Origin of the sequence: Vibrio sp. 1CM23M, assembly GCF_023161755.1 — a bacterium.
Taxonomy (GTDB): domain Bacteria; phylum Pseudomonadota; class Gammaproteobacteria; order Enterobacterales; family Vibrionaceae; genus Vibrio; species Vibrio coralliirubri.
The window spans coordinates 121,182-147,233 of the sequence record NZ_JALNTR010000008.1 but is presented as its reverse complement, the minus strand read 5'-3'; the positions used below and the strand labels follow the sequence as shown (position 1 = coordinate 147,233).

Sequence of the window (26,052 nt, the reverse complement as noted above, 5' to 3'; positions counted from 1 at the left end):
TTTAGCGCCTCCTCGGATCGAATTTTTTTGTTATAAATTCAATAATACTCACAGACAATATCGGCCTAACAATTGGGTATATGAGAGCAAGTAATGAAAGAAGTCTTTTATCATACTTCATCCAAGGGTAAACCCCAATCTTAAATCTATTGATGCCAATTGACATGCCATTCCGTTTATAATAGCCATGTGGTTTTCGATACTTAATAAGTTTTTTTTCTATATTAAAAAATATTAAGTTATCATCCATTGCTCGAATCCAAAGTTCATAATCTTCCTGTCGATAATTAATATTTTTTTTATATGAGCCAATTTTTAGGATCTTACTCTTACGATACATTACCGAAGGATGTATTAGGGGGCAACTCCAAATTAGCTTCCTAATATCATAATGTGAGGATGGAACAATAAGCTCTCCTAAAGGTACTCCTGTTTCATCAATAACCTCAGCAAAAGAACCACAGATATCTATATTTCCTAAATTAAAAACTTTGAGCTGTTCTTCGAACCTCGTGCTCTCACAAATATCATCAGTGTCAAATCTTGCTACTAATTCGTAATTGCATTTTTCTAAACCAATTCGCAACGCGTTTGAAAGACCGACGTTATTTGGTAGTTGAACGAACTTAATATTAAGTCGTTCTACAAATGATTGAAGAATAGCTCTATTTTCATCTGGTATTGGGCCATCGATTACAAGCAACACTTCATTTGGTTTAACACTCTGCTCACATAAGCTTGACATAGACAAGTGAAGGTTATAAGGGTCGTCATTCAGGTAAGTGGACATCAAAACACTGAATTTATCCATTTTTAACTCTTTTAAGCTTAAGAAAGCAAAACAATAAATTAGCACGCTCTAGCACTCCAATTCGTTTAAATAAAACAAACTTAGCTATAGCTTTAAGAATCGCCAACTTACCAAAATTAGTGCTAAACTTCATAGACTTAAACCTGATTGTAGATTCTACGATCTCCTTTGATATATGAAGATCGGTCAAATGACGTTTTATATCTATGATATCACTATCGTTAATAAAATTAGCTGTACTAGGTTTAGTTAACTTTCTTATTGTAAACTTAGAAATTTCGATATCTGAGTCTTTATAAATGTCGAATAATAATCTTTCCGTGTTATATAATTGCACATCAGAATATTTACTAGATATCTGTTCGGTATGTCTATAGTACTTGATTAATGGCTCTTGTATGTTATGCAATTTTCCTAGCTTTGATAACTGATACCAAAAGTACAAATCTTCACAATGTATATATTTTTTACTATATTCAAGTTTAGAGTTGGTCACAATACTTCTTCGAAACATCACAGAAGGGTGGCATATAGTTCTTTCAAATAAAAACAAATTAGATATGATATCCATATTCGATTCTGGATATGGAATTAGAGATTCATTTCCAAACTCGTCGAAGTTAATAATTGAGCTTCCTACAGCAATATAATCAGGATGTTTCTCTAAATAATCAACTTGCTTACTTAATCTATATGGTAATGCTATATCGTCAGCATCCATCCTTGCAATAAATTGGCCTTCACAATATCTCAAGCCAACATTCAATGCATTGGTTATCCCAACATTTTTTTCAAGATCTATTAACTTAATTCTTTTGTCACTATAAGATTTAATAATTTCCAAAGATGAATCAGTAGAGCCGTCATCAACAATCACTATTTCAAAATCACCCATGCTTTGTAATAAGAGACTGTCGATACAGCCTTTTATATACTTACTAGCATTATAACATGGTATTAATATAGAAACTTTCAACCTTGACCTTCTATATTTCTTCTTTGGGCCTTACCATAAAACAAAAAATGTGAATATAGTCCCATACTCATACTTTCTAGCGACGGATTATTTTCCAAGTATTTACTTGCACTGAATTTGTCATTTATCTTATGCCCTTTTTCTTCACCGCCCGTAACATAGTCGAAGATCGTTAATAGCTTCGATGCACTTGTCGAGCTAACTACTCCTAGTTTTCGAATAATATGGAAGTCCCTAACTCGAAGTTTGAACTCTCTCCAATTCATCAAACGCAACTTAACTACCGACAGAGACGCAAATATGACCGCACTTACCATAAGACCCGGTGTGACAGATAATACTGGTTTATGTTGGACAGTATAGTCATCTAGTTGGCACTGTAGTTGGCACTGTAGTTCATTCGGTAAACACTCTTTCAGATCGCTAACGCTCCACTTCCAGACAGGTTTAAACTTTGCTGTAAACTCTTCAAAGGAATAGTGTTGAATTAGGAATGCCAAATCCATCTCCCAAAGCTCTGCTTCTTTGGCGGTGCTTAGACCCTCTAACCCACGAAAAGCTAACCTAACATTGTTGTAGACATCTCGTTGGTATTCCTTCAAGTCAAAAGCTTCAAAAACTACATGTTTATACAGAGTATAATACACAGGAAAAAAAACATCACGGTAATCAACTTCACGCTCTCGAAGCATAGTTGACACTTCCTTCATCATCCTTGAACGATAGTAACTTACTAAAGGACTAACGATCTGCGTAATTGACTTATTGTTATCATCTGAGCGCCTATAATAATAATGGAGCTTTTCATCGATATATGAAAAGTTCGCCTCCATTGAGTAAAGCTTAGCTGAAAAATAGTGATCTTCAAAGTATCGTTGCTCTTCCTGAAAAGTAATATCATTATCCTTCAAAAAATCCAATCTAATCAGCTTACTCCATGCAGCGACGTCCCATGCAATAATATTATGAGAATTTCTTTCTTTTATATTAGAGCTACTGTGTGTCTCACCACTATATTTTTCAAACCATTCTACAGGGAAAAGATTCCCATTATCATCCACATGTTGAGAACTAAAGGCTACGACATCCACGTCATCCAAAAACTGCGTATATATACATTTTTCTATGAGCTTATCATCTATATAGTCATCAGAATCCAGGAACAAAATAAACTGTCCTTTTGCGCGCTCAATACCTGTATTTCTTGCACCGGCCAATCCTTTATTTTTTTCATGTGTAATTATTTCAATTCGTTCATCATCATATGACTTTACCTTATCAATAGAATCATCTTGACCCACATCATCAATCACCAATATTTCGATGTTTTTATACGATTGATTTATTACACTATCCAAGCACCTTTTGATATAGCTTGAAACATTATATGTCGGTATAACCACACTAACTAATGGATCTTTTCCTAATGTTCTCATGTTAATATTATCCTCAAGCTCTTCCGAAACATAGTTTCCTTGGTACTCAAAATGAAAGCTATTATTCTCTAGTATGCCTTTAACACTCTCTTGTTCGTTATTGATATTTGCATCCAACAAAGCATGAACCTTCCCTTTATTTATAGCGTTAATGAAACGTATATTGATACCGTCAACAACAATGGAAGGTCTCTCTGGTTTTTTTATTGGTGTAAAAGTCATAATTTCTTGAGCTTTTATTTTAAACTCATCATAATTAGCGTATTTGTTATACTCAGAGGATGTCCCTTGCTTACCTCTGGTAAATAAATTTTCTATTTGAGAGCCACTTTCATCTATAGTAAAATTTGGACATAACTCAGAGAACAACTGCTTCGCTAAATAAATCCCTTCGAATCTATCAGATTTAAAAATGGATTCAAAGCTTATATAGTAAACATTTTGAGAAGTATTTGATTCGAGATAATGAAATATGTCCTCTAAATTTTTTCTAGCAGACAATTCATGTTTAATCAATTTTTTTATTGGCAATAATTTATTAGATATGTCTACAGTGGCTCTATTGCCAGAACCCTCGCCCCAATTCCCTGTGTCCACTGAATATTGTAGGCTAAGTAGCCTTGATAGCGAATTCTCCCGATATAAACACAAATGTTTATATCCATACTCAATACTTAACCTTGCAATAAGTTCATTTATTTCTTGTGGAATTATTTCCAAACAATGCTTAAAGTTAATACGTCTAGATAGAATTTCTCGTAAAGCATGCTCCAACTCAACGATATCCCTATTATGTAACCATTGATTGGTTACGTAGCTGAATATACGATCTCTATTAAATGGTTCATGCTCAACAGTATCAAAAGTGGAGCTAGTAATTAGTTTATGCGCTAAGTTAGTTCCGCCACTTCTTCTGAACGTCCAGATGATAAATGGATTTTCTTTCATTACTGATCCCCTTTTCGTTGGTCTAAATCTACAACTCTTGTACAGAGTTTATTGATCTGTTCAGTATTATGGGAAACAAATAGTACGCTTTTATTCCCTCTAAGTTTCTCTAACATGACATCTTGCGCTTTTTTCTTAAATTTTTTATCACCCACACTCAGTATTTCATCGATCATGAGTATGTCTACATCGTTCAAAACCCCTGTTGCAAACCCCAACCTAGATTTCATTCCATTGGAATAGGTACGCACTGGTTGCTCAAAGAATTCTCCAAGTTCAGAAAATTCTTTTATATTATCGACTAAACTAACAGCTTCTTTTTTTGAATATCCATTCAACATAGTGCTAATTATTGCATTGTCTCTTCCAGTCAAAAAACCATTAAAACCCAGTCCTAGAGATAATAGCGCTCGACTATATCCTTCTTTCACATTAATTTCACCACTATCTGGGGTTAGTACTCCAGCTAGTAGTTTTAATAACGTAGATTTACCTGCTCCATTTCTTCCTATTATTCCAAGAACTTCACCTTCGTAAAGTTCAAGAGAAAGACTGTCAATAGCTTTATGCTCAAACACGTTAAATAAGCTAGTTCTTATTTTATAGCTCAAAGACAAATCCCTAGCTTGTAATACAATGTTTTCATTCATGAGAAAAGCCGCCTTGTTATTTTATTATTACCATAATAAAACAAACCAATAGAAACCAAAGTAAATATAATATTAGTCAACATTGCAAATCCAAATCTAGAGTAGTCTACAATCTCTCCATGTAATAGCACTTCTCTATATGAGTCTATGTATAAGGCTAGAGGGTTGAGGGCAAATATTAAATAAGAGATCTCGCTGTTGCTAATTTGGTTAACATCCCAGAATATACCAGAACTAAACAACATCCCCATCATGAGTAATGATATAATTTGTGAAATATCTTCAGCAAAAGAAACTAATACGGATAAAACCATGGATAGAGACAAGATAAACCACAGTGTCATAAATGATAATGGAATTAGTTGCAGCCACATTAGGAAATTACCACTAAAATTAAACAATATAATTATTGCTAATATTAAAAATGCAATTAATGTTCTATAGGTAGCTTCGAGCGTATTTACAATTGGAAATATCCATTTCGGAATAGATGACTGCCCAATAATTCCTTTATTTTGCACCAGACTATTCGACCCCATAGTTACACCTTTAGAGAACCACATAAAGACAATTTTCCCAACCACAAGGAACTCAAAGTATCTATCCCCTCCTCGATCTAGCACATATCCAAATATGACAAAGAACATGCCTACAAATAAAAGTGGTTCTAAGAACCACCATAAATAACTTAGCATAAATCTATTGGCTTGAGATTTCATTCTCATCCTAGCCATAGTATCTATTAACTGAATATAATTTTTAATTTTCAAATTCATAGAAATTAAAACCAAACCTTTCTAGCTTTCTATTTCTAAGCAGCCCCACTCAGGGAACTGTTGGCGAATAAATTTATTTAATGCTTTTTCTGCTTCGGTATAAATACGACCAGTAGCATTATTTCTTTTATCTGAAATAACACTAACCATCCCCGCACCAACAGTCACGTTGTTAATACGGTCAATAACAATAAATGCACCTGTTTGCGGCAATTGCTGGTACTCATCCATCGCAACATTGTCAGCAAGCTTTATGTTAGTCAACGCAATCTCGTTAAGCTCTAAGCTTTCTGCCTCTTCAGCATGTTTCTCTAGCGTGTTCACATCCACTTTATGCGCAATACTAGCCACTTTGCCTGAACAGCTCTTTGTCGCGAACTTAAATAGGTACTCTTTGTGCGTCAGCATTGGCTGTTCACCCATCCAAACTAGGTGAGCTTCACACTGATTGGTCACTTTAGGCTCATGGCCTGTATGAACAATCATATCGCCACGAGAGATATCAATCTCATCTTCAAGTGTGATGGTAATCGCTTGGCCTGGCTGTGCTGTTTCTAATTCACCATCGTGCGTAAATACCGATTTCACTTTAGATGATTTACCTGATGGCAGTGCTGTAACGTCATCACCTACCTGAACTTGGCCTGAAGCTAACGTGCCGCAGAAACCACGAAAATCTAGGTTTGGTCGGTTCACATACTGTACAGGGAAACGCATGTGTTCCAAGTTCTTGTCTTTATCGACCTTAACCGTTTCTAGCAGCTTCATTAATGTCGCCCCCGGGTACCAATCCATTTTTTCGCTTGGGGTTACTACGTTATCACCCTTAAGTGCAGAGATAGGCACAAAGCGAATATCATCAATATTGAAATTTTTCGCCATTTCACGGTAATCCGCTTTAATCTGTTGATAAACCTCCTGGCTGTATTCCATCAGATCCATTTTATTGATAGCTACAATGATGTGCTTAATACCTAATAACGAACAGATGTAACTATGACGTCGGGTCTGTGTTTGAATGCCATAACGAGCATCGACCATCACGATAGCCAGATCACATGTTGAAGCACCTGTGACCATATTACGTGTATATTGCTCATGCCCCGGAGTGTCAGCAATGATAAACTTGCGCTTATCAGTAGAGAAATATCGGTAAGCTACATCAATCGTAATACCTTGCTCACGCTCAGACTGCAAACCGTCGACTAGCAAAGCCAAATCAAATGATTCATCTGTGGTATTGAATTTCTGAGAGTCCTTCTCGATTGCAGCCATCTGGTCTTCATAAATCAACTTGCTGTCAAAGAGTAAACGGCCGATCAGTGTCGACTTACCATCATCTACGTTTCCGCAGGTTAAAAAACGCAATAAATCTTTGTTTTCATGCACTTTTAAGTAGGCTTCAATATCTTGAGCAATGAGTTCTGAACTATGTGACATGGTCTTTCCTTACTTTTCTAGGCTTGAATTTCTACTCTTCAAACCGACCTAATTTATTTATAAAAGTGATTTAAAATTTCAATGAATTTGTCTTTCTCGTCGACAGGTAGAGCATTAATGCCCGCAGCGGCTTTTCGTCCCCCTCCGGTCGAAAATTGACTACAAACCTCATCGGCACCTGTTCGATTATTTAAAGGGGCGCGCACACTCACTGTGAAGTCTTGCTGGTTCTCATTCAGCGTTAAAACCGCATGCGCTTTGTCTGGTGCCTGGTTAGCTAATGCATTACCAAAGACACCACTAATACGTCTCGCCCAAGGCTCACAAGGCAGTTGATAGATCGTTGCTACATTAGAGGTATTAGCGGGCACTATCGATTCAACGTGTTGGTTATCAGCCTCATACCCGTTTTTGAGATCGTAATAAGGAGAACTTAGATCTCTCTTTAGTTCGAAAGGGGAAGGGTAATTAATCAGTTGTTCGAATAGCTCAGCCGGATCGATATGTAAATCGTCAATTGACGATCCATAACCGTTATAGTTAATTAAAGTACCCAACTCTTTTAGAAATGCTCTTTCATCCTGATTTAATCCGATAACCTCAGCTAATTGCTCAGCATTGGTGAACATGTTGTCACCGTAAGCACCAACTATGGCCCAATCAGCATATCGCCCAGCTAAATGCTGATTAATCAACAGGCTTGTGCAGGTATTTGCATCTAGGTTAATGAGGGCCGTAAAGTTATCTGCTTGGGGGACTTCTCCCGTACGGTGATGATCACAATAGAAAAGAGGGATGTCTCTTTCAATTAGGTTGTAAAGTGCATCAATGTTCTTCTCCATCGATATATCTAAAATAGTACAACCACTGACATCACTTTCTTTCGCTACACTTTGTAAAAGCTTAATATCACGTTTCACACCTGTTATGAGTTTTGAGCATTTAGGCTCCGCATTACGTAATTGAAGTAGGGCAATAATCCCATCAGCATCGCCATTGAATACATCGTAATGCATAATTAAATATATCCTAACTTCGCTAATCGATTAATAACGGCTTCAGCACATGTTTCTATAGATTTACCCTCTGTTTCAATATGAATCTCAGCATTCAGCGGCGTTTCATATTTCGAATCAATGCCTGTAAAGTTTTTAATCTCACCGGAGCGTGCTTTCTGGTAAAGCCCTTTAGGGTCACGCTGCTCACATACCGACAACGGTGTATCAATAAACACCTCTAGGAATTCTCCTGCCGATAGTAACGCTCGGGCTTGTTCTCGGTCAGCAATGAAAGGAGAAATAAAGGCTGTCAATACGATGATGCCCGAATCCACAAATAGCTTCGCGACTTCTCCAATACGGCGAATATTCTCTATACGATCTGTATCACTAAAGCTCAGATCTTTATTTAGACCGTGACGTACGTTATCTCCGTCAAGTAAATAGCTGTGCTTACCTAAACTTAATAATTTACTTTCGACTGCATTAGCAACTGTTGATTTTCCTGATCCGCTTAACCCTGTAAACCACAGAACTACTGGTGTCTGCTGTTTTTGTTTAGCGCGCTGCTCGTGCGTCACCGTAGAGTCATGCCAGACAACATCATCGCTGACAGAATCATTATCTTTTGTTACGTAAGGAGATTTCATTATTGCAACTCATATAAAACTAAAATGGGAAGACCATCGGAATAGCAATTGCGGCGATTACTACATATGAAATAGTAACCACCCAACCGACTTTGACAAAATCTAAAAAGGAATACGCCCCCGCATTCATCACCATTAGGTTTGTTTGGTATCCAAATGGGCTTATAAAGGAGGCACTCGCTCCATAGGCTACAGCCATAGCTAGCGGTAAATAATCAATATTAAAAGTCGTAGCTAATGCTAATGATATTGGTAGCATAATGGCGGCGGCAGCAGTATTAGTCATAATTTCAGTTAATAGAATAGTCAAAACCAACACGCCGACCAACATCCAAGATGGCGATAAATGTCCTGCAACCGACTCAAAGGATTGAGTCAATGCTAAAGCTAGACCGCTACTAGAAAATGCACTGGCAATACATAAAGCCGATACAAGAATCGTTAACAGTTCAAATGGGAAACGTCGTCTTAATTGAGTGCCATCAATAATTTTGCAAGCCAAAGATAACAACAAGAAACCAGACAAGGTTTCGATCAGTTCTAGACGAGTACACGCTGCTATAGCTATGGAAAAGATGAAACCTAAAATTCCAAATAGATTTTGGGGTTTGGATAAAGGGCTTTTTATTGACTTATCGCTTAACAAAAAGAAGTTTCGCGATAAATTAGGTCGTTTTTTAAAATCATCTCCGACAGCAAGAATGAATTTATCACCACTCTGAATAATACATTCCCCGAGCTTGCCAGAGATACGCTTACCTTGTCGTGCAATTGCGACTACAGCAGCATCAAAGCGAGACCGAAACTCAACTTGTTTTAAAGTTTTTCCTATCAAGATAGATTCAGGGCTCACCAACACTTCTACTAGATTCTTGTCAAGTTCAAATTCTTCTTCAACGTAAAGCTTTAATCCATGAAAAGAAGTAAGCTGCTTAACTTCAGAAACGTCACCGCTAAATACAAGCTTATCCCCTACTAATATATTTTCACTTGGAGATACGGGAGATATAAGCTGTTTATCACGAATTATCTCTGTCAAGAAAAGACCATCTAGAGAACGTAAGCCGTTGTCCAATACACTTTTACCCGCGAGTTTACTACCGTCCTCAACTTCCGCATCCAAAAAGTAGTTTCCAGATGACTCCATCTTTACAGGTTCATTAGGCAGAAAGCGAGAGACTATAATCACCATCAAGCCACAACCGAGTAACAAACATACACCTACCGGGAAGAAAGCGAAGATTGTCAATCCAGGGTAGCCTTGCCCTTCGAGTAAGCCGCTAACAACAAGGTTAGTTGCAGTTCCTATTAAGGTTAAGGTCCCTCCAAGAATGGAGAAATATGACAAGGGTATTAGGAGCTTTTTGGGAGCGTGAAACGGGTTTTTTAGTACGCTTCCCATCAGGGTTGCTACTACTGCAGTATTGTTTAGTACGCTAGAGCTTAACGCCCCTAGCCCCCCCAACCGAAGCAAAGATTGCCAATAATCACTATGAGATAGAGTTTTAGCCGCCCAATTAAGCAAAGCTGTCTTTTCTAGCACAAGAGAAGAAAGCAGTAAAAGCAGCAATGTGATGACAGAACTATTTGTAGCTGCTGAGAAAACGACTTTTTGAGAAACTTGTCCGAATACATAGAGTACGGCAACAGCACAAATAAACACGTAACTAGCTCGAAAGCGATTACTTATTAATGCTGCAATCAATCCAACAAGAACACACGCGGTGACAATCATACTCTGGTAACTCAAGTAATATTCAAAGTAACGAGACAGCAGTCCTAGCCCGGATTAGAAGTAACCTTCACGCTTTTTCTTCTCCATCGAACCAGAGCTATCGTGGTCAATGGCACGCCCTTGACGCTCTGAAGTAGTCGTCAGTAGCATCTCTTGGATAACTTCAGGGAGAGTTGTTGCTTCAGATTCAACAGCCCCCGTTAGTGGATAGCAGCCAAGAGTGCGAAAACGCACCATTTTTTCTTCTGCGACTTCACCTTCTTTAAGTTCCATACGCTCATCATCAACCATAATCAACATACCATCACGCTCAACCACAGGGCGAGGCTTAGATAGGTATAAACCCGGAATTTCAATATTTTCTAGGTATATATACTGCCAGATATCTAACTCTGTCCAGTTAGACAATGGGAATACGCGGATGCTTTCACCTTGGTTAACCTTACCATTGTAAATATTCCATAGCTCAGGACGCTGGTTTTTTGGGTCCCAACGATGGTGTTCATCACGGAAAGAGTAAACTCGTTCTTTCGCTCGAGATTTTTCTTCGTCGCGTCGCGCACCACCAAAAGCTGCATCAAAACCGTGCATATCTAGAGCCTGCTTTAAACCTTGAGTTTTCATAATGTCAGTATGTTTGGAGCTACCATGCACAAACGGATTAATGTTCATAGCCACACCTTCAGGGTTTTGATGAACAATCAACTTCATTCCAACTTTCTCTGCCATGTAATCGCGAAATTCAATCATTTCTTTGAATTTCCACGTGGTATCAACGTGCATAAGTGGGAACGGAGGTGTACCTGGGGCAAACGCTTTTTGTGCTAGGTGAAGCATCACAGAAGAGTCTTTGCCCACAGAATACAACATCACAGGATTATCAAACTCAGCAGCCACTTCTCGCATAATATGGATAGATTCAGCTTCCAATTGCTTTAAGTGAGTCATTTTTTCAGGGGTAATCTTCATTGTCATACTCTATATCTAATTATCAATAACTAGCACTTAACGTCTAATCATATAAGGCCATCAAACCAACAGGTTGCGCCTTAATCAGGCACGCTACCGCCCATTAGTATTAAGCGAAACCACACTACGCACTATGGGTCAGTAACCATCAACAAATCAAACTATTCTCTCATTTCGTAACTCAAGAGGCAAATCAACGATAAATTCCGTAATAAAGACTGAGAGCTAAAGCCTATACACCAAACCCAAAACCTCGCTATACTCCTGACCTATAGTTTTTCGCCCAATAACGAATAAGAGTTCAAGACATGCAAGAGTTAGTTCCATTTGTTCAAGAGAATATGATTTTAGCCATCGTATGGATCGGCTTGGTTGTTGCCATCATTGCGAACGTTATCAAGACATCAAACGCAGCCTACAAAGAGATCACGGCGGCGCAAACCACACACATGATTAACCGTGAAAACGGTGTTGTGGTTGATATTCGTACTAAGGATGAGTTCAAAAAGGGCCATATTACGGACGCAGTTCACATTTTGCCGTCAGATATCAAAGCAAATAGCTTTGGTAGCCTTGAAAGCCACAAAGCAGACCCAATCATCGTAGTATGCAAGACAGGTCAAACTGCTCAAGAAAGCGCTAACCTACTGGTTAAAGCAGGTTTCGAAAACGTAAGCGTACTGAAAAGTGGCTTGGTAGCTTGGAGCGAAGCTAACTTACCTTTGGTTAAAGGCAAGAAGTAAGCTGACCCGATTACACGAATATGACTTTAAGGTTTTGTTCGGCTGATATGACGAACAAACCTAATTTAAATTTTTAAGGACAAGAAAATGGCTGAAGCAGCACAACAAGACGCACAACAAAACTTCGCAATCCAACGTATCTTCCTAAAAGACGTATCTTTCGAAGCGCCAAACTCTCCAGACATGTTTCAAAAAGAGTGGAACCCAGATGTAAAACTGGACCTAGACACTCAAAGCCGTGAACTTGGCGAAGGCGTATACGAAGTAATCCTACGTCTAACTGTTACTGTTAAGAACGCAGAAGACACTGCATTCCTTTGTGAAGTTCAACAAGGCGGCATCTTCTCTGCTAGCGAAATGGAAGCCGGCCAACTGGCTCATTGTCTAGGTGCATTCTGCCCGAACATCCTGTTCCCATACGCTCGTGAAACGATTTCTAGCCTAGTGGTTAAAGGTACGTTCCCACAACTGAACCTAGCGCCAGTTAACTTTGATGCTTTGTTCATGAACTACCTACAAAACCAAGCTCAACAAGCTGAAGGCGAACAGGCTTAAGTCTCACAGTAGAACTTAACTCTAACAAACGCTTAAATAGCTTATGTTATAAGAAGCTTAGCTTTTAAATGCACATCGCAGCTTCTGCGATGTGCATTTTTTATTTACACTGTATTTTGATAGAGAGCTTTTTCTTCTTAATTTAGAAAACATTTCAAGAACTCTTCGATTTCCCTCATTATTTTTAGGTGGAAGCATGACAGAAACAACTCGCGCGACAGCCGCTTACGGTAAAGACAGCGCTTACGGTAAAGACATTGCGATGACAGTGATTGGCGCAGGTTCTTATGGGACATCTTTAGCGATCTCTCTAGCGCGTAACGGTGCCAATGTTGTTCTTTGGGGACATGACCCTGTTCATATGAATCGCCTTGAATCAGAGCGTGCGAACAATGAGTTTCTACCAAATATAGAATTCCCAGAAAGTCTGATAATTGAATCTGACTTAGAAAAAGCCGTGACTTCAAGCCGAGACCTTTTGCTTGTCGTCCCAAGCCACGTATTTGGCGTTGTGCTTAACAGCGTTAAACCTTACTTAGCCTCAGACTCTCGCATCTGCTGGGCGACCAAAGGCTTAGAGCCAGAAACAGGCCGCCTGCTTAAAGATGTCGCGCACGATGTGCTGGGGGATGGTTACTCGTTAGCGGTTCTATCAGGGCCGACCTTCGCCAAAGAGTTAGCGATGGGCATGCCAACGGCTATATCTGTCGCTTCACCTGATGAAGTTTTCCTAGAAGAGCTTCAAGAAAAAATTCACTGCGGTAAAACATTCCGCGTGTACGCAAACTCAGATTTCATTGGTATGCAGCTTGGCGGCGCAGTGAAGAATGTTATCGCAATTGGCGCAGGCATGTCGGATGGTATTGGCTTTGGTGCTAATGCTCGTACCGCACTCATCACTCGCGGCTTGGCAGAAATGAGCCGATTAGGTGCAGCTCTTGGCGCGCAACCAGAAACCTTCATGGGCATGGCAGGGTTGGGTGACTTAGTACTAACCTGTACTGATAACCAATCACGTAACCGTCGCTTTGGTTTGGCACTTGGCGCAGGCAAAGATGTAGATACCGCACAAGAAGAAATAGGCCAAGTCGTTGAAGGTTATCGCAACACCAAAGAAGTTTGGTTATTATCAGAACGCATGGGCGTTGAGATGCCAATTGTTGAACAAATTTATCAAGTGTTGTATCAAGGGAAAGATGCACACTTAGCAGCACAAGATCTACTTGCACGAGACAAGAAGTCAGAAAGATAGAAAGAGCAGATACGGGATTCGAGTAATCGAGATGCGAAAAGAATAAGAGCGGATACGAGATTCGGGTAATCGAGTAACGAAAAGATAAAGAGCGCCTTCAAACGTTCGACGACAATGCTTTTCGTTACTCGTATCTTGTCACTCGCATCTGCCCCTTAAAAATAATGGATGGTAAAATGAAACACTGTGAACAACAAAAAGTTTGGCAATGCATTGTGAAGGAAGCTCGACAGCAGTCGGAGCAAGAACCTATGCTTGCGAGTTTTTATCATGCCACGATCATCAACCATGAAAGTTTAGGCGCAGCCCTTAGCTACATCCTAGCAAACAAGCTAAAAACAGCTTCAATGCCTGCAATGGCAGTGCGCGAAGTGGTTGAACAAGCATTCAAGCAGGACCAATCGATTATTGATGCTGCCGCTTGTGATATCTGCGCCACGGTCAATCGAGATCCTGCCGTCGAGATGTACTCGATGCCTTTACTTTATCTGAAAGGCTACCACGCCCTTCAAGGTTACCGAGTGGCTAACTGGTTGTGGAAGCAAGGTCGTATTGCACTTGCCACTTACCTACAGAATCAAATTTCGGTTGCTTGCCAAGTGGATATTCACCCAGCAGCTCGTATCGGTAAAGCGATCATGCTCGACCATGCGACAGGCATTGTGATAGGTGAAACCGCTGTCGTAGAAAATGATGTATCGATTCTTCAAGACGTGACCCTTGGTGGTACCGGTAAAGAAGGCGGCGATCGTCACCCTAAGATCCGCGAAGGCGTGATGATTGGTGCAGGTGCTAAAATCCTCGGCAATATTGAAGTGGGCGAAGGTGCTAAGATTGGTTCTTGCTCTGTGGTTCTTCAAGCCGTACCGCCTCATACGACTGTCGCTGGTGTTCCTGCAAAAATTGTTGGAAAACCGAAAACTGACAAGCCGTCTTTGGATATGGATCAAGGGTTTAACGGTCGCTCTCAGAACTTCATCCATGGTGATGGGATTTAAGAGCAGATTCGGGGTTCGAGTAACCGAGATGTGAAGAACTTAAAAGCGGATGCGGGATTCGATTCAGCGAAATTCGAAAAACTAAGAGCAGTCACGGGATGCGAGTAATCGAGATGCGAAAAGATTTAAAAGCAGCTGTTGATAATGAATAAGAGCAAAATGACGATAATGATGAAACAAATTCGAGCTATTAGCCGGACTCTTTTGATATCTGCCAGTCTTGGTGTTGCTATTTTGTCTACATCGTCATTTTCCGCCTCTCAGGGAGAGCTGAAAGGCGTATCGAGTGAAATATCTCGCCAACAAAAAAACCTATCCTCACAGCAGAAAAAGCTCGATAGTCTACAAGCAAGCCTCAAGAAACAAGAGCTATCCATTGCTTCGCTTGAAAAAGCGATTCTAGACAGTAAAAAGCAACTCAATACGGCTAATGCAAATATTGCTAACTTAGACACTAAAATTAAAGCGCTTACTATTCAGAAAAAAGTCCATACCGATAAGTTAGAACAACTGATTCAGACTTACTACATGACAAGTCGAGCTAAAGCGTCTTCTCACATCCTCAACACAGGCGTAGAAGAAGATCGCATCAGTCACTATTACCAGCACCTTGCCAAAGCGCGTTCCGCAACAATCAACACGATTGAACAGACGCAACTTGAACTAGAAGAGAGCCATAAACAGCGTCAACTCGAGCAAGAACAGATAGCAATACTGCTAAAACAACAAACCACCAAGCGCGATACGTTAGCCAAAACCCAAACACAACGTAAGAAAACCGTCGGTAGTATTAAGAAGAATATTTCTGGCGACAAAAATTACTTAGCAGAGCTTCAGCGAAATGAAACGCGCCTAAAAGCTGAAATAGCGAAAGCAGAGAAAGCGGCTCGCGAAAGACGAAACGCCGTTCCTATGGATGGTTTAGCTAAACGCAAAGGCAAACTACCTTGGCCGATCAAAGACAAAGTTCTGCATAGCTATGGTTCAAGCCAAACGGGTCAAGTTAATTGGAAAGGCATGGTGATCAATGCCAAGTACGGTCAGCAGGTAAAATCGGTGTACTCAGGCACGGTGGTATTTGCCGAGTATCTGCGTGGCTATGGATTAGTGGTACTACTTGACCACGGTAAAGGCGATATGACGCTCTATGGCTTTAACCAAGCACTTTTAAAGAAAGAAGGTGACAAGGTTAAAGCGGGCGAAGCGATTGCGCTTGCTGGTGACACTGGCGGCCAAACTCGTCCATCATTGTACTTTGAAATCCGCCGAAACAGCCAAGCTCAAAACCCGAAGAGTTGGTTGGTTAGGTAAAGATCAGATGAGGGATTCGAGTAACCGAGATGCGAAGAGCGAAAAATCTCTGAATTTGTATTTATCAGGCTTCGTCATTCCAGAATTGAGGAACGAAATATCTGGAATCTCGCTACTACATTGTTAGCCTCAAGGATAAAGAGAGATTCCCTATCACGCTCGTACCTCGCTGTAGGGAATGACGTCGCGGTTCATATCCCCCCCCCCACTCAAACCTGCTCTTTCCCGATCTTCAAATCCCGTATCTCGCTTACTCGTCTCTTTCTACTTAGAGTTCAACGCCCTTACACCATCTTCCAATAATGTCAGCTGTTCAAAACCTTGAGCAGTCGCAATCGGTTTAACGGTCGCGATCATCTGCAACATTCCTTGATGTACCACTTGCTCAGTGATTTGAGCTTTTGGAGACATCGCCGATTGATAAGCTAACCAACCCGATGCGATCAAGTGAAGAGAAGTAACCATAGACTTCATTTCCGTATCCGTTGCTTTGAGCAAGTTCAACTCAACAAAGGCTCTCATAATGTCGACAAGATTAGTTTGCAGTTTTTCTTGTACAGCCATGTAATCAAAATGGAGTTTTTCATCACGTGACAATATTTCAGGTAGGTTCGCATAGAAGAATCGGTACTTCCACATCAGCGTGAAGATAGAATCTAAGTAGCTCTTTAGTAGCGTGAGGCTTTCTTGCTGCCCTTGAATCGGTGTGAATCTTTCAAGTAACTCTGTCGAATAGAGAGTAAAGATATCACGGACAATTTCTTGTTTGTTGCGGAAGTGGTAGTAGAGGTTGCCAGGGCTAATCTCAATATGTTCAGCAATATGATTGGTCGTAATACTACGCTCGCCGTGCTCATTAAAAAGCTCTAGTGCAGCGTAAACAATCTTGTCACGTGTTTTCATTAGTAATTAGTATCCCTATCCGTTTAGTGACTCAGTATATCGCCACTAAACGGATAGATCGAGCTGTTAACATCTGGTCGAATTAGCAAGCGCTAAAACTAACCTTCTATCAATCACGCTGTAATCAATCACTGCCAAACAGATCTCTTGTGTATACCTTATCTGCAACGTCTGATATTTCATCGACCATTCTGTTGGATACAATCACATCCGATACGGCTTTGAACTCTTCCAGGTCAGAATAAACCTTCGAGTTAAAGAAGTGCTCTTCTTCTAAAACAGGTTCGAATACGACCACTTCAATACCTTTAGCTTTCAAACGCTTCATAATTCCTTGAATCGACGACGCACGGAAGTTGTCTGAACCGGCCTTCATGATCAAACGATAAATACCGACAATTTTAGGCGAGCGCTTAATAATTGAATCTGCAATGAAGTCCTTACGAGTGCGGTTAGCATCAACAATGGCACCCACAATGTTGTTTGGTACATCTTGATAGTTAGCTAACAGCTGTTTGGTGTCCTTAGGCAGGCAGTAACCACCGTAACCAAATGAAGGGTTGTTGTAGTGATTACCAATACGAGGGTCTAAACCCACACCTTCGATGATCTGACGAGAATCCAAACCATGCGCTTCCGCGTAAGAATCAAGCTCATTGAAATAAGAAACACGCATCGCCAGGTAGGTATTTGAGAACAGTTTTACTGCTTCTGCTTCTGTTGAGTTAGTAAACAAAACATCGATGTTCTCTTTTTCTGCGCCTTCAACTAGCAGATTCGCAAACACTTTAGCGCGTTCAGAGCACTCACCAACGATAATACGTGATGGGTGTAGATTATCATACAGAGCCTTACCTTCACGTAAAAACTCTGGTGAGAACATAACGTTTTCACAACCGAGATCTTCTCTGATCTGTGCGGTGTAACCTACAGGAACCGTTGATTTGATGACCATTACAGCATCTGGGTTTATTTCCATAACATCTTTGATAACAGATTCAACGGAGGACGTGTTGAAATAGTTATTTTTAGGATCATAATCCGTAGGTGTTGCAATGATGACAAACTCAGCATCTTTGTATGCTGCTTTGTCTGTTGTTGCTCTAAAGTTAAGCTTCTTACTCGATAAAAAGTGTTCAATCTCACTATCAACAATTGGAGATTGCTTTTTATTAAGCATAGTTACTTTGTCTTCAACAATATCAACCGCTACCACTTCATGGTTTTGTGCCAACAACATAGCATTGGATAATCCTACATAACCGGTACCCGCAACTGCAATTTTCATGATAATACCTATAATTTCTAGTGCTTATTGCGCACTTATTTAAGACTAATCTGCTCATATCATACTCCGCTTAAGGAATTATTCCACTAGCTCGTCTTTACCATTCCTTGCTATACTCGCGATAGTTTTGTATTCAAAAGAGTAGAAGAAATATGATTATCGTAACTGGCGGCGCAGGTATGATCGGCAGCAATATCGTTAAAGCACTCAATGACGCAGGCCACAACGATATTCTAGTTGTCGACAACCTCAAGAACGGTAAAAAGTTCAAGAACCTTGTAGACCTAGACATCACTGACTACATGGATCGCGACGACTTCCTAACTCAAGTTATGGCTGGCGATGATTTCGGCCCTATTGAAGCTATTTTCCATGAAGGTGCTTGTTCGGCAACGACCGAGTGGGATGGTAAATACATGATGCTTAACAACTATGAGTACTCAAAAGAATTATTGCATTACTGTGTTGAGCGTGAAATCCCCTTCCTATATGCCTCTTCAGCTGCCATTTACGGTGAGACAGAGACTTTCATCGAAGAAAAAGAGTATGAAGGAGCATTAAATGTCTACGGTTACTCTAAACAACAATTTGATAACTATGTTCGTCGCTTAACCGCGGATGCTGCAGCACATAACGAGACGTTACCTCAAATTACTGGTTTCCGTTACTTCAATGTTTACGGTCCACGAGAGCAACACAAAGGCAGCATGGCTTCTGTTGCTTTCCACCTAAACAACCAAATGAATGCTGGTGAAAACCCTAAACTGTTCGCGGGTAGCGAAACATTCCAGCGTGATTTCGTGTATGTCGGTGATGTTGCAGCAGTAAACCTATGGTTCTTAGAAAGCGGAGTTTCAGGCATTTTCAACCTAGGCACCGGCAATGCTGAGTCTTTTGATGAAGTTGCAAAAGCAGTAATTAAGCACCATGGTAAAGGTGAAATCGAAACGATTCCTTTCCCTGAACATCTAAAAGGTGCTTACCAAGAGTTTACTCAAGCTGACCTGACAAAACTTCGCGCCGCTGGTTGTAATATTGCATTTAAAACGGTAGCGCAAGGCGTTGCTCATTACATGAAGCTCGTAAACGCATAGCTGTAAGCTTTATATTTCAGATTAAGACTATTAGTGCATCCTCTTTTTGCGGTGCATTAATAGATAATCTAGTAAACATAATCATTCCCTGAGTGACCGATATAAAGTTAACTCTCTGATTTAAATAATGTAGTGAACGAATGACCACACAACGTAATGATTTTGATCCAAAAGCTTACAATCCTGAGTTTGAATGGGGATTTCTAGCACCTAAATACTGGGGCACTTGGATTGCTGTTCTGTTATCGTCTTTAGTCTGCTTCTTACCTAATAGCATTCGTTTAGTATTAGCTAAGTTTATGGCTAAGCAAGCTGTAAAAATCAAGAATAAGGCTAACCGCCGAGCTCGCGTAAACCTTGAGATGTGTTTCCCGGAGCAATCTGTAGAACAGCGCGAAGAAACTCTCTATCAGTCATACGTTACATCTATCTCATTTTTGATGGGGTTTGCATCTCTAACACTAAAAAGCAAAGATTGGTTAGAAAATAACACCTCGATAAACGGCCTGAGCAATCTAACCGATATTACAGACAGTGGCGAGAATGTGATCTTGCTGGTACCACACACATGGGCCATCGATATCCCAGCGGTATTATTAGCTTCACGCAATTTACCTGTGTCTGCGATGGCGAAAGCACAAAAAAACAAACTCAGTGACTGGCTAATGCACCGACAGCGCGTGCAATACGGCGGTCGTGTTTATGATCGCAGTGGTGGTATCAAACCTTTCATCAAGTCAGTACGTGATGGGTACCTTGGTTACTACCTCCCTGATGAAGATCTTGGCCGTGAACACAGTGTCTTTGTAGACTTCTTCGCAACTCAAAAAGCAACAATTTCGGGTCTTGGGCGTCTATCAAAATTGAGCAAGGCTAAAATAGTTCCTTTGTTTGCTCAATACGACAGTAACACTGGCCAATACACCCTGGACTTCTACCCTGCTCTACCATTCCCCACAGGCAGTGAAGAACAGGACGCACGCATGATGAATCAATGCATTGAAGATTACGTGAGCAAAAAGCCAGAGCAATATATGTGGATATTACGTTTATTAAAAACTCGCCCAGACATAGATAAAAACCCCTATGCAGTATAGATTCGAACGAGCTTTATTAATGAAAAACAATATTATTAATAGTTTAATACTACTCCCTTATTTTTATTTATTCATCTTCATCGCAATCTTACCTGGCGGTGAAAAGAATATGGTCGTTGTGGCCCTTATCTCTATCTTTGCAAGTCTAGCTGTTGTATCAAAGCACAGCATAAAGCAGAACTTATCTAATTATACATTTTGGATCTTTCTACTATTTACTGCTTTCATATCTCTAAAATACTTATTGCAGAGCGCAAGCCCAAGCATGCTTCGAGCTGCATTGTCCGTATCACTGCTTATGATTATTTTTCCTCTAAAGTTGCTCAATCAGCGCTCCTTAATGTGGATGTCATTTATAGGCTCGATTGTCCTTACAGCTTTTATAAGCTATCACTTGCTGTACTTAGGTACACACCGAGGGGACCTTCTTCTCAATGCAATACCATACTCGACTCTCTGTGGTACTATAGCTGTCCTTGCTCTTTATCAATTTATAGAGACAAAGAAATTACTACCTATCGCGACCACACTACTATCAATTAGCAGTATACTAATTTCAGAGACAAGGGGAATTTGGTTAGCTCTATTATGTGCACTCTCGATTTTGCTCTTTTTTTACCTCAGAACACAAAAAAAACGTTGGCGGATTTTAGGGGCAATGCTCATTGTCTTCTTTTCTGTATCTTTTATATTTCAAGACCAGGTGACCGAAAGGTATGAGAGAACGGAGAGAGAATACGCTGCGATTCAAAGAGGTGATTACGGAACATCGATCGGTCTTAGGTTTCAAATGTGGGAAGCAGCAACAGAAATTGGTAAACGCAACCTCTGGGTTGGTGTCGGCTCTGAACACAAAAAAGTATTTTTAAATTTAGTTGATGAAGGGTTAGTTGAACCAAGTTTAGCTAAATTCAATCCAGATCAGTATCATAACCAATTTTTTGAAAACTTTGCGAAAATGGGGATTATTGGATTAATTTTTACAGTGATGTTGTTTTTAGTACCACTATATTACGCTGCAACCAAAAGAAATGAAAAAAGTAGTTTAATCTTTTCTTTAGTCGCCTTCTATTTTATAGCTTGCTTAACTGATTCACCACTTTGGTACGCAGAGACGACTTTAATGTATATGATGTTGATAATTCCGTTATGCAATGATCAGCTCTCTTTCAAACCAAAAAATAAAGACGAACTAATATGAACATTTTAATTTTTAGCTCCTATAAAGATGCATGGAATAGCGTTAGACCTGAAGCAGAGATGTTCATTGAAATGTCACGTCTTGGACATAATATTACGATTGTAACTCAAGGAGACGCTGACTACGTTAGCCGCTTCAAAGATTGTGACATAAAGATCATTGACTGTTATCCAAAGAAAAAGATTTGTTTATCTGCAATAAAAGTCCTACGTACGGAGTTAAAAAATCAAACATATGACATCGTCTATGCGATGAACTCTAAGACCATACCAAATGCAGCATTTGCTTGTATCGGGTTTAAAAAGACCAAACTAGTGACATACCGGGGGACAGTTGGTGGACTCTACCGTCATGATCCATCAGCTTATCTAACGCACCTACACCCAAGAGTAAATGGAATTAGCTGTGTAGCCCAAGCAGTAGCTGATGACGTAAAAAAACGAGTTTGGAAAATCAAAGACAATGTCGAAACCATTTATAAAGGTCATGACATGAGTTGGTACCAAGCTAAGCCTGCAGACCTTGCTCAATTAAGTATTTCCAAAGATTCAATTATTGTAATTTGTATTGCTAATGCACGACCAAGTAAAGGAGTACACATACTTCTAGACAGCATGCGCCAACTCCGTGATATCCCGAATCTACACCTAGCTCTCGTTGGGAGAGATATGGATACACCCGAAAATCTATTACTGTCAGAAAAAAGCGGTATGGCAGAACGTATTCACTTTTTAGGTTACCGAAAGGATGTCCCAGAGCTGCTAGCAGCAAGCGACATCCAAATCCAACCATCGATCAGTGGAGAGGGGTTACCTAAAACGATCATTGAAGCAATGGCAATGGGCGTCCCATCAATAGTTACAACGACTGGGGGTGGTAAAGAACTCCTTTTAGATGGCGAATCAGGATTTGTTGTACCAGTTAAAGACAGCACTGCGATCGCCGAAAAAATTCGTTTTCTAAGTCAAGACAAAACCAAACGAATTGACATGGGGGAAAAAGCTAAGGGAAGAATTCGTGACGAATTCTCCACTCAGGCAACAGCAGAGCAACACATTAGTTTTTTCAAATCACTATTTTAAGCCTCTAACCTCACTTAATGCTCTTAAAATACCCCCTAACCTTATGTCTATAGCCAGAGACTAGTCGATACGGAAGCTTAGCAGAAAAGAACGCAAGCCAAGCTTCCATTTTAGTATCGTACTTAGCATTGAATAAATTGAGTAGTAAACCAATATACTTCTGTCGAGTGATAAGCTTAGGGATATATTCATGGGCGCCAGCATGTCCACAATCTTTTATAATCATAGGCAAGTCATAAGACTCCCTAAGTAATATAGTTCGCCAAGATGATATAAAAGTGCTCTTTGTCTCCATTTTAAGTGTGCTATTACCCACTTCATGGCGATACAAAATTAGTGAACTCATTATTTTTATAGCCTTTCCTTTCAGGAGACTTCTAAACAAAAAAATTCTGTCTTCATTAATAACCCTTGCATCAATCGGAGGGAAGTCATTGAACAAAGAGCTATCTATAGCCATTGAGCATCCTGATGGCATGATTTTTCGTTTAATCAGCGTGTCCACATCAAAGTTAAACTTTTCTGAAGTATCTCTTCCCGATACAACATTAGAATCTTCATCAATACAATCAAATTGACTTAAAATCAGCGTTGGTTTTTGTTCAGATTTCCATAGCTTGTATTGCTCTTCGATGCGTGTAGGAACTGCAATATCGTCACAATGCTGAGTGACGATAAGTGTTTGACTAAATTGCCCTCGAAGTTTATTTATTTGAGTTGCCAGTCCAGAGTTTCTAAGGCTAATTTCCACCTCCACATCCAACCCAATTGGCTTATCTTTTAAAGCTTCTTTAATAACTTCTTCGGTGCAATCACTTGAACCGTCATCAAAGATCATTAACTTTTTAGGCCATACTGTTTGGTTAAATATCGACAGGATAGAGTCTTTTGTATATTCATCTTGGTTATAAGTAAACAGCGCGACAACAACATCATCTAGTATTTTTTTCATTGCGAAGCCTTACTATATTTTTTCTTTCTCTTTTTTAACTTGCTAGCTGTTTCAAACCTAGTTGGGAATACATGTATGCAGCGTAGTAAGAAAACCCCAAATTTTGTCCCATAGTACTTAGCAATTTTATAATCGCGATCGCAATAACGTTTATACAAGAGTTCCCACTCAAAGAACTGAATGTGTGCAACCTTTCCAGAAACTCTCGACACTCTAGCTTTGCCTAAGAACTTCAAGCATAACCCGAGCCCCAAGTCACTAGCGGGTGCGACAACCAGGTTATTTGCAATAATTTGATTGGAACGTTCAATTGCTCTATGGCTACGATCCAATAAATGCTCAAGTCGAATTGATGAATCAAATTGTTTGAGAGCAGCAAGAAACAATGCCTGCGTACAGTCTATAATAAAATTTGGATAACCGGGACTAATCGGCTGGCTTATTGACGGTTCAAAGTCTTTGAATAACGGAAAGTTCCATAAAGAGAGAACATCTTTGGTTAACCCAAAGTAAAAGAAATCACTTATATGATAAGCAACTGGATAACCTTTGGCATACTTCCTAGAAAAAACGTCACAAACCACAACACGCTCTTCAAGAAATGCGTCGACACCAGCACGCTTCAAGTACTTTTGCTGCAACTCTACAAAGTGATTAGAGGTTAGATAGTTATCACTACGAAGTTTTAGAGCATATTTAGTCTTGACTCTTTTCAATCCTTCAACAGAAGATACAATTTGACGGTTATTATTATACTTCTGAGGTTCACCTTTTAACGTGTAGTTACGGCTATTACTACCTGGGTCTAAAGAGATGACCAACTCATCAAAGTCTAACCCCGTGAGATCTTGTTCAGGCCAAGTAGAGAGGATTATTTGCGCGCCAGGTAGATGCTCCCGGACTGAATTTAAGCATTTAATCGTAATATTAGGCTCTTGCGGGCGGTCATTAAAATTTTGTACAGGCCCCTGAACCACAACAGTTATATCTTTAAAATCAATCACAAAGTTTCTCGATCAGTTTAGAGTAGCGTCTGCTAACCACTTGGTTTGATAAAAATGAAATGTCGTCTGGCCCTACTTTCGGAGGGTGCTCCAGCACTAAATCGATTTTGTTAGCAAGACTGTCAACATCTCCTTTAGGAACGATCCATTCAGATAATCGACCAGAAAGTAGCTCATCAACACCACCAACATCCGTTGCCACTACAGGGGTGTTTAACGCCAAACTTTCAACTACAACAGTCGGTAAACCTTCAATATCAGAGCTTAAAATATAGGCACTGGCCCTTTTATAATAAGGTAACAAGTTTTTACAGAACCCCCAAAAGACGATATCGTCAATGACACCTAACTGCTTCGCTAATTGTTTAAGCTCCTTTAGTTTGCGCCCTTCACCAAAGATCACCAATTTATGAGTTCTCTTCGTTTTAGCATAAGCTCGGATTAATACGTCAAAACGCTTTGTTCGATCTGGACGTCCCGCGGCCATAATGAACTTATCAGGAACTCTCTCTGTAAAACCAGTTTCAGCACGCCTCGCTAAATCAGAAAAATCAAATCCATTATAAATGGTTTCAAGGCTAGTTGGCGTCGCTCTCATCTTGTCTAACATGTCGGCTTTTACAGAGTTAGATACAGCTAACAATTTTTTGTCACTGTATACAGACCGGTAGGCTAGCTGATGAAAAACTTTCGATAGTCCTTTCCTTCTTCCTAAGAAGTTATCGTACTTACAGCTATGCAAAACACCATAGTGCGGTAAAGACATAGAGCTAAAACTAATAAATATTGAGCCATGAACTATTACAGCATCATAACCTTTCAAGTGTGAGTCCAGCTGTCGACTGAAGTATCGGCTACACAAAAACTGATAGATATGTCTTCCAAAGATGTACTTTAAGAGCCGAAACTTAAAGCCAGACAAACTACGTTGACTTTGGTTACTAAGACCATGGATGTCAACGTACTGATCGTTGTCCTTTAAATCTTCCTCAGGGCGTTCAATAAAAACATAATCAACTTGCCAACCATCTTGACGTAACTCTTTAACTACATCACAGGTCACAAGGTATAAACTCGTGTGGTAATTACCACTTAACACAAACGCTATCTTCTTCGTGTTCATTTATAGGTCTCATTTACTATAAATACATACGTCTAAATGCTAACATATCTTCTCCTCTAA

General features: G+C 39.8%; 24 protein-coding genes. 9 read left to right on the top strand and 15 right to left on the bottom strand.

Annotation, left to right across the window (positions count from 1 at the left end):
• Position 1 precedes the first annotated feature (1 nt).
• The 10 genes from MSG35_RS19715 to cysD form a co-directional block, all read right to left on the bottom strand.
• Entirely contained in the window at positions 2-811 is an 810-nt protein-coding gene (locus MSG35_RS19715; protein WP_248384838.1) for a glycosyltransferase, read from the bottom strand.
• On the bottom strand, positions 804-1,787 hold the full coding sequence (locus MSG35_RS19710; RefSeq protein ID WP_248384837.1) for a glycosyltransferase: 984 nt from the start codon (positions 1,785-1,787) through the stop codon (positions 804-806). Before MSG35_RS19710 ends, MSG35_RS19715 begins: the two co-directional genes overlap by 8 nt.
• Positions 1,784-4,171, bottom strand: a complete 2,388-nt coding sequence (locus tag MSG35_RS19705) for a glycosyltransferase family 2 protein (protein WP_248384836.1) — start codon at positions 4,169-4,171, stop codon at positions 1,784-1,786. The genes MSG35_RS19710 and MSG35_RS19705 overlap by 4 nt, the downstream gene beginning before the upstream one ends.
• Positions 4,171-4,821, bottom strand: a complete 651-nt coding sequence (locus MSG35_RS19700) for an ABC transporter ATP-binding protein (RefSeq protein WP_248384835.1) — start codon at positions 4,819-4,821, stop codon at positions 4,171-4,173. Before MSG35_RS19700 ends, MSG35_RS19705 begins: the two co-directional genes overlap by 1 nt.
• Positions 4,818-5,540, bottom strand: coding sequence for an ABC transporter permease (locus MSG35_RS19695; protein WP_248384834.1), 723 nt, complete (start codon positions 5,538-5,540; stop codon positions 4,818-4,820). The genes MSG35_RS19700 and MSG35_RS19695 overlap by 4 nt, the downstream gene beginning before the upstream one ends.
• Before the next feature lie 78 nt (positions 5,541-5,618).
• On the bottom strand, positions 5,619-7,037 hold the full coding sequence (gene cysN / locus MSG35_RS19690; protein WP_248384833.1) for a sulfate adenylyltransferase subunit CysN: 1,419 nt from the start codon (positions 7,035-7,037) through the stop codon (positions 5,619-5,621).
• 53 nt (positions 7,038-7,090) lie between these two features.
• The gene (locus tag MSG35_RS19685; protein WP_248384832.1) at positions 7,091-8,053 is read right to left on the bottom strand and encodes a DHH family phosphoesterase; all 963 of its coding nucleotides are present in this window, start codon (positions 8,051-8,053) and stop codon (positions 7,091-7,093) included.
• A gap of 2 nt (positions 8,054-8,055) precedes the next feature.
• Positions 8,056-8,685 carry an adenylyl-sulfate kinase gene (cysC, locus tag MSG35_RS19680; protein ID WP_248384831.1) on the bottom strand — a complete coding sequence of 210 codons (630 nt, stop codon included), beginning with the start codon at positions 8,683-8,685 and terminating at the stop codon, positions 8,056-8,058.
• 19 nt (positions 8,686-8,704) lie between these two features.
• Positions 8,705-10,420: an SLC13 family permease gene (locus MSG35_RS19675; protein WP_248384830.1), complete on the bottom strand. Its 1,716-nt coding sequence runs from the start codon at positions 10,418-10,420 to the stop codon at positions 8,705-8,707.
• A gap of 54 nt (positions 10,421-10,474) precedes the next feature.
• Positions 10,475-11,389 (bottom strand): sulfate adenylyltransferase subunit CysD, encoded by a 915-nt coding sequence (gene cysD, locus MSG35_RS19670; RefSeq protein ID WP_248384829.1) that lies wholly within the window; start codon positions 11,387-11,389, stop codon positions 10,475-10,477.
• A 308-nt stretch (positions 11,390-11,697) separates the two neighbouring features.
• On the opposite strand from cysD, the gene MSG35_RS19665 reads away from it, so the two are divergent.
• From MSG35_RS19665 to MSG35_RS19645, 5 genes are all read left to right on the top strand, one after another.
• On the top strand, positions 11,698-12,132 hold the full coding sequence (locus tag MSG35_RS19665) for a rhodanese-like domain-containing protein (RefSeq protein WP_016786319.1): 435 nt from the start codon (positions 11,698-11,700) through the stop codon (positions 12,130-12,132).
• An 87-nt stretch (positions 12,133-12,219) separates the two neighbouring features.
• Entirely contained in the window at positions 12,220-12,687 is a 468-nt protein-coding gene (gene secB / locus MSG35_RS19660) for a protein-export chaperone SecB (RefSeq protein ID WP_009847959.1), read from the top strand.
• A gap of 196 nt (positions 12,688-12,883) precedes the next feature.
• Positions 12,884-13,939: an NAD(P)H-dependent glycerol-3-phosphate dehydrogenase gene (gene gpsA / locus MSG35_RS19655; RefSeq protein ID WP_248384828.1), complete on the top strand. Its 1,056-nt coding sequence runs from the start codon at positions 12,884-12,886 to the stop codon at positions 13,937-13,939.
• Between the two features lie 176 nt (positions 13,940-14,115).
• Complete coding sequence (gene cysE / locus MSG35_RS19650; protein ID WP_009847961.1) at positions 14,116-14,937, top strand: serine O-acetyltransferase; 822 nt, start codon at positions 14,116-14,118, stop codon at positions 14,935-14,937.
• Between the two features lie 159 nt (positions 14,938-15,096).
• Positions 15,097-16,248, top strand: a complete 1,152-nt coding sequence (locus MSG35_RS19645; protein WP_248384869.1) for a peptidoglycan DD-metalloendopeptidase family protein — start codon at positions 15,097-15,099, stop codon at positions 16,246-16,248.
• Positions 16,249-16,512: 264 nt separating this feature from the next.
• Here the strand turns inward: MSG35_RS19645 and MSG35_RS19640 are convergent, their stop codons facing one another.
• Positions 16,513-17,151, bottom strand: coding sequence for a TetR/AcrR family transcriptional regulator (locus MSG35_RS19640; protein WP_248384827.1), 639 nt, complete (start codon positions 17,149-17,151; stop codon positions 16,513-16,515).
• Positions 17,152-17,275: 124 nt separating this feature from the next.
• On the bottom strand, positions 17,276-18,439 hold the full coding sequence (locus MSG35_RS19635) for a nucleotide sugar dehydrogenase (RefSeq protein ID WP_248384826.1): 1,164 nt from the start codon (positions 18,437-18,439) through the stop codon (positions 17,276-17,278).
• A gap of 152 nt (positions 18,440-18,591) precedes the next feature.
• On the opposite strand from MSG35_RS19635, the gene rfaD reads away from it, so the two are divergent.
• From rfaD to MSG35_RS19615, 4 genes are all read left to right on the top strand, one after another.
• Positions 18,592-19,533, top strand: coding sequence for an ADP-glyceromanno-heptose 6-epimerase (gene rfaD, locus MSG35_RS19630; protein ID WP_248384825.1), 942 nt, complete (start codon positions 18,592-18,594; stop codon positions 19,531-19,533).
• Positions 19,534-19,673: 140 nt separating this feature from the next.
• Entirely contained in the window at positions 19,674-20,630 is a 957-nt protein-coding gene (gene lpxM / locus MSG35_RS19625; protein WP_248384824.1) for a lauroyl-Kdo(2)-lipid IV(A) myristoyltransferase, read from the top strand.
• Positions 20,631-20,649: 19 nt separating this feature from the next.
• Positions 20,650-21,831 carry an O-antigen ligase family protein gene (locus MSG35_RS19620; RefSeq protein ID WP_248384823.1) on the top strand — a complete coding sequence of 394 codons (1,182 nt, stop codon included), beginning with the start codon at positions 20,650-20,652 and terminating at the stop codon, positions 21,829-21,831.
• Complete coding sequence (locus tag MSG35_RS19615; RefSeq protein WP_248384822.1) at positions 21,828-22,913, top strand: glycosyltransferase family 4 protein; 1,086 nt, start codon at positions 21,828-21,830, stop codon at positions 22,911-22,913. Before MSG35_RS19620 ends, MSG35_RS19615 begins: the two co-directional genes overlap by 4 nt.
• 10 nt (positions 22,914-22,923) lie before the next feature.
• Here the strand turns inward: MSG35_RS19615 and MSG35_RS19610 are convergent, their stop codons facing one another.
• From MSG35_RS19610 to MSG35_RS19600, 3 genes are read right to left on the bottom strand one after another with little or no spacing between them, the layout of a single operon-like run.
• Positions 22,924-23,865 (bottom strand): glycosyltransferase, encoded by a 942-nt coding sequence (locus tag MSG35_RS19610; RefSeq protein ID WP_248384821.1) that lies wholly within the window; start codon positions 23,863-23,865, stop codon positions 22,924-22,926.
• A complete protein-coding gene (locus MSG35_RS19605) occupies positions 23,862-24,869 on the bottom strand; it encodes a WavE lipopolysaccharide synthesis family protein (RefSeq protein WP_248384820.1) in 1,008 nt (335 codons plus the stop codon). Before MSG35_RS19605 ends, MSG35_RS19610 begins: the two co-directional genes overlap by 4 nt.
• Positions 24,862-25,992, bottom strand: a complete 1,131-nt coding sequence (locus tag MSG35_RS19600) for a glycosyltransferase (RefSeq protein WP_248384819.1) — start codon at positions 25,990-25,992, stop codon at positions 24,862-24,864. The genes MSG35_RS19605 and MSG35_RS19600 overlap by 8 nt, the downstream gene beginning before the upstream one ends.
• Positions 25,993-26,052 lie beyond the last annotated feature (60 nt).

Bases quoted from the DNA above. Each gene is read 5' to 3' on its own strand.
- MSG35_RS19715 (WP_248384838.1), bottom strand. From the start codon at position 811: ATGGATAAATTCAGTGTTTTGATGTCCACTTACCTGAATGACGACCCT.
- MSG35_RS19705 (WP_248384836.1), bottom strand. From the start codon at position 4,171: ATGAAAGAAAATCCATTTATCATCTGGACGTTCAGAAGAAGTGGCGGA.
- MSG35_RS19700 (WP_248384835.1), bottom strand. From the start codon at position 4,821: ATGAATGAAAACATTGTATTACAAGCTAGGGATTTGTCTTTGAGCTAT.
- MSG35_RS19695 (WP_248384834.1), bottom strand. From the start codon at position 5,540: ATGAAATCTCAAGCCAATAGATTTATGCTAAGTTATTTATGGTGGTTC.
- cysN (WP_248384833.1), bottom strand. From the start codon at position 7,037: ATGTCACATAGTTCAGAACTCATTGCTCAAGATATTGAAGCCTACTTA.
- MSG35_RS19685 (WP_248384832.1), bottom strand. From the start codon at position 8,053: ATGCATTACGATGTATTCAATGGCGATGCTGATGGGATTATTGCCCTA.
- cysC (WP_248384831.1), bottom strand. From the start codon at position 8,685: ATGAAATCTCCTTACGTAACAAAAGATAATGATTCTGTCAGCGATGAT.
- MSG35_RS19675 (WP_248384830.1), bottom strand. From the start codon at position 10,420: ATGATTGTCACCGCGTGTGTTCTTGTTGGATTGATTGCAGCATTAATA.
- cysD (WP_248384829.1), bottom strand. From the start codon at position 11,389: ATGAAGATTACCCCTGAAAAAATGACTCACTTAAAGCAATTGGAAGCT.
- MSG35_RS19665 (WP_016786319.1), top strand. From the start codon at position 11,698: ATGCAAGAGTTAGTTCCATTTGTTCAAGAGAATATGATTTTAGCCATC.
- secB (WP_009847959.1), top strand. From the start codon at position 12,220: ATGGCTGAAGCAGCACAACAAGACGCACAACAAAACTTCGCAATCCAA.
- gpsA (WP_248384828.1), top strand. From the start codon at position 12,884: ATGACAGAAACAACTCGCGCGACAGCCGCTTACGGTAAAGACAGCGCT.
- cysE (WP_009847961.1), top strand. From the start codon at position 14,116: ATGAAACACTGTGAACAACAAAAAGTTTGGCAATGCATTGTGAAGGAA.
- MSG35_RS19645 (WP_248384869.1), top strand. From the start codon at position 15,097: ATGACGATAATGATGAAACAAATTCGAGCTATTAGCCGGACTCTTTTG.
- MSG35_RS19640 (WP_248384827.1), bottom strand. From the start codon at position 17,151: ATGAAAACACGTGACAAGATTGTTTACGCTGCACTAGAGCTTTTTAAT.
- MSG35_RS19635 (WP_248384826.1), bottom strand. From the start codon at position 18,439: ATGAAAATTGCAGTTGCGGGTACCGGTTATGTAGGATTATCCAATGCT.
- rfaD (WP_248384825.1), top strand. From the start codon at position 18,592: ATGATTATCGTAACTGGCGGCGCAGGTATGATCGGCAGCAATATCGTT.
- lpxM (WP_248384824.1), top strand. From the start codon at position 19,674: ATGACCACACAACGTAATGATTTTGATCCAAAAGCTTACAATCCTGAG.
- MSG35_RS19620 (WP_248384823.1), top strand. From the start codon at position 20,650: ATGAAAAACAATATTATTAATAGTTTAATACTACTCCCTTATTTTTAT.
- MSG35_RS19615 (WP_248384822.1), top strand. From the start codon at position 21,828: ATGAACATTTTAATTTTTAGCTCCTATAAAGATGCATGGAATAGCGTT.
- MSG35_RS19610 (WP_248384821.1), bottom strand. From the start codon at position 23,865: ATGAAAAAAATACTAGATGATGTTGTTGTCGCGCTGTTTACTTATAAC.
- MSG35_RS19600 (WP_248384819.1), bottom strand. From the start codon at position 25,992: ATGAACACGAAGAAGATAGCGTTTGTGTTAAGTGGTAATTACCACACG.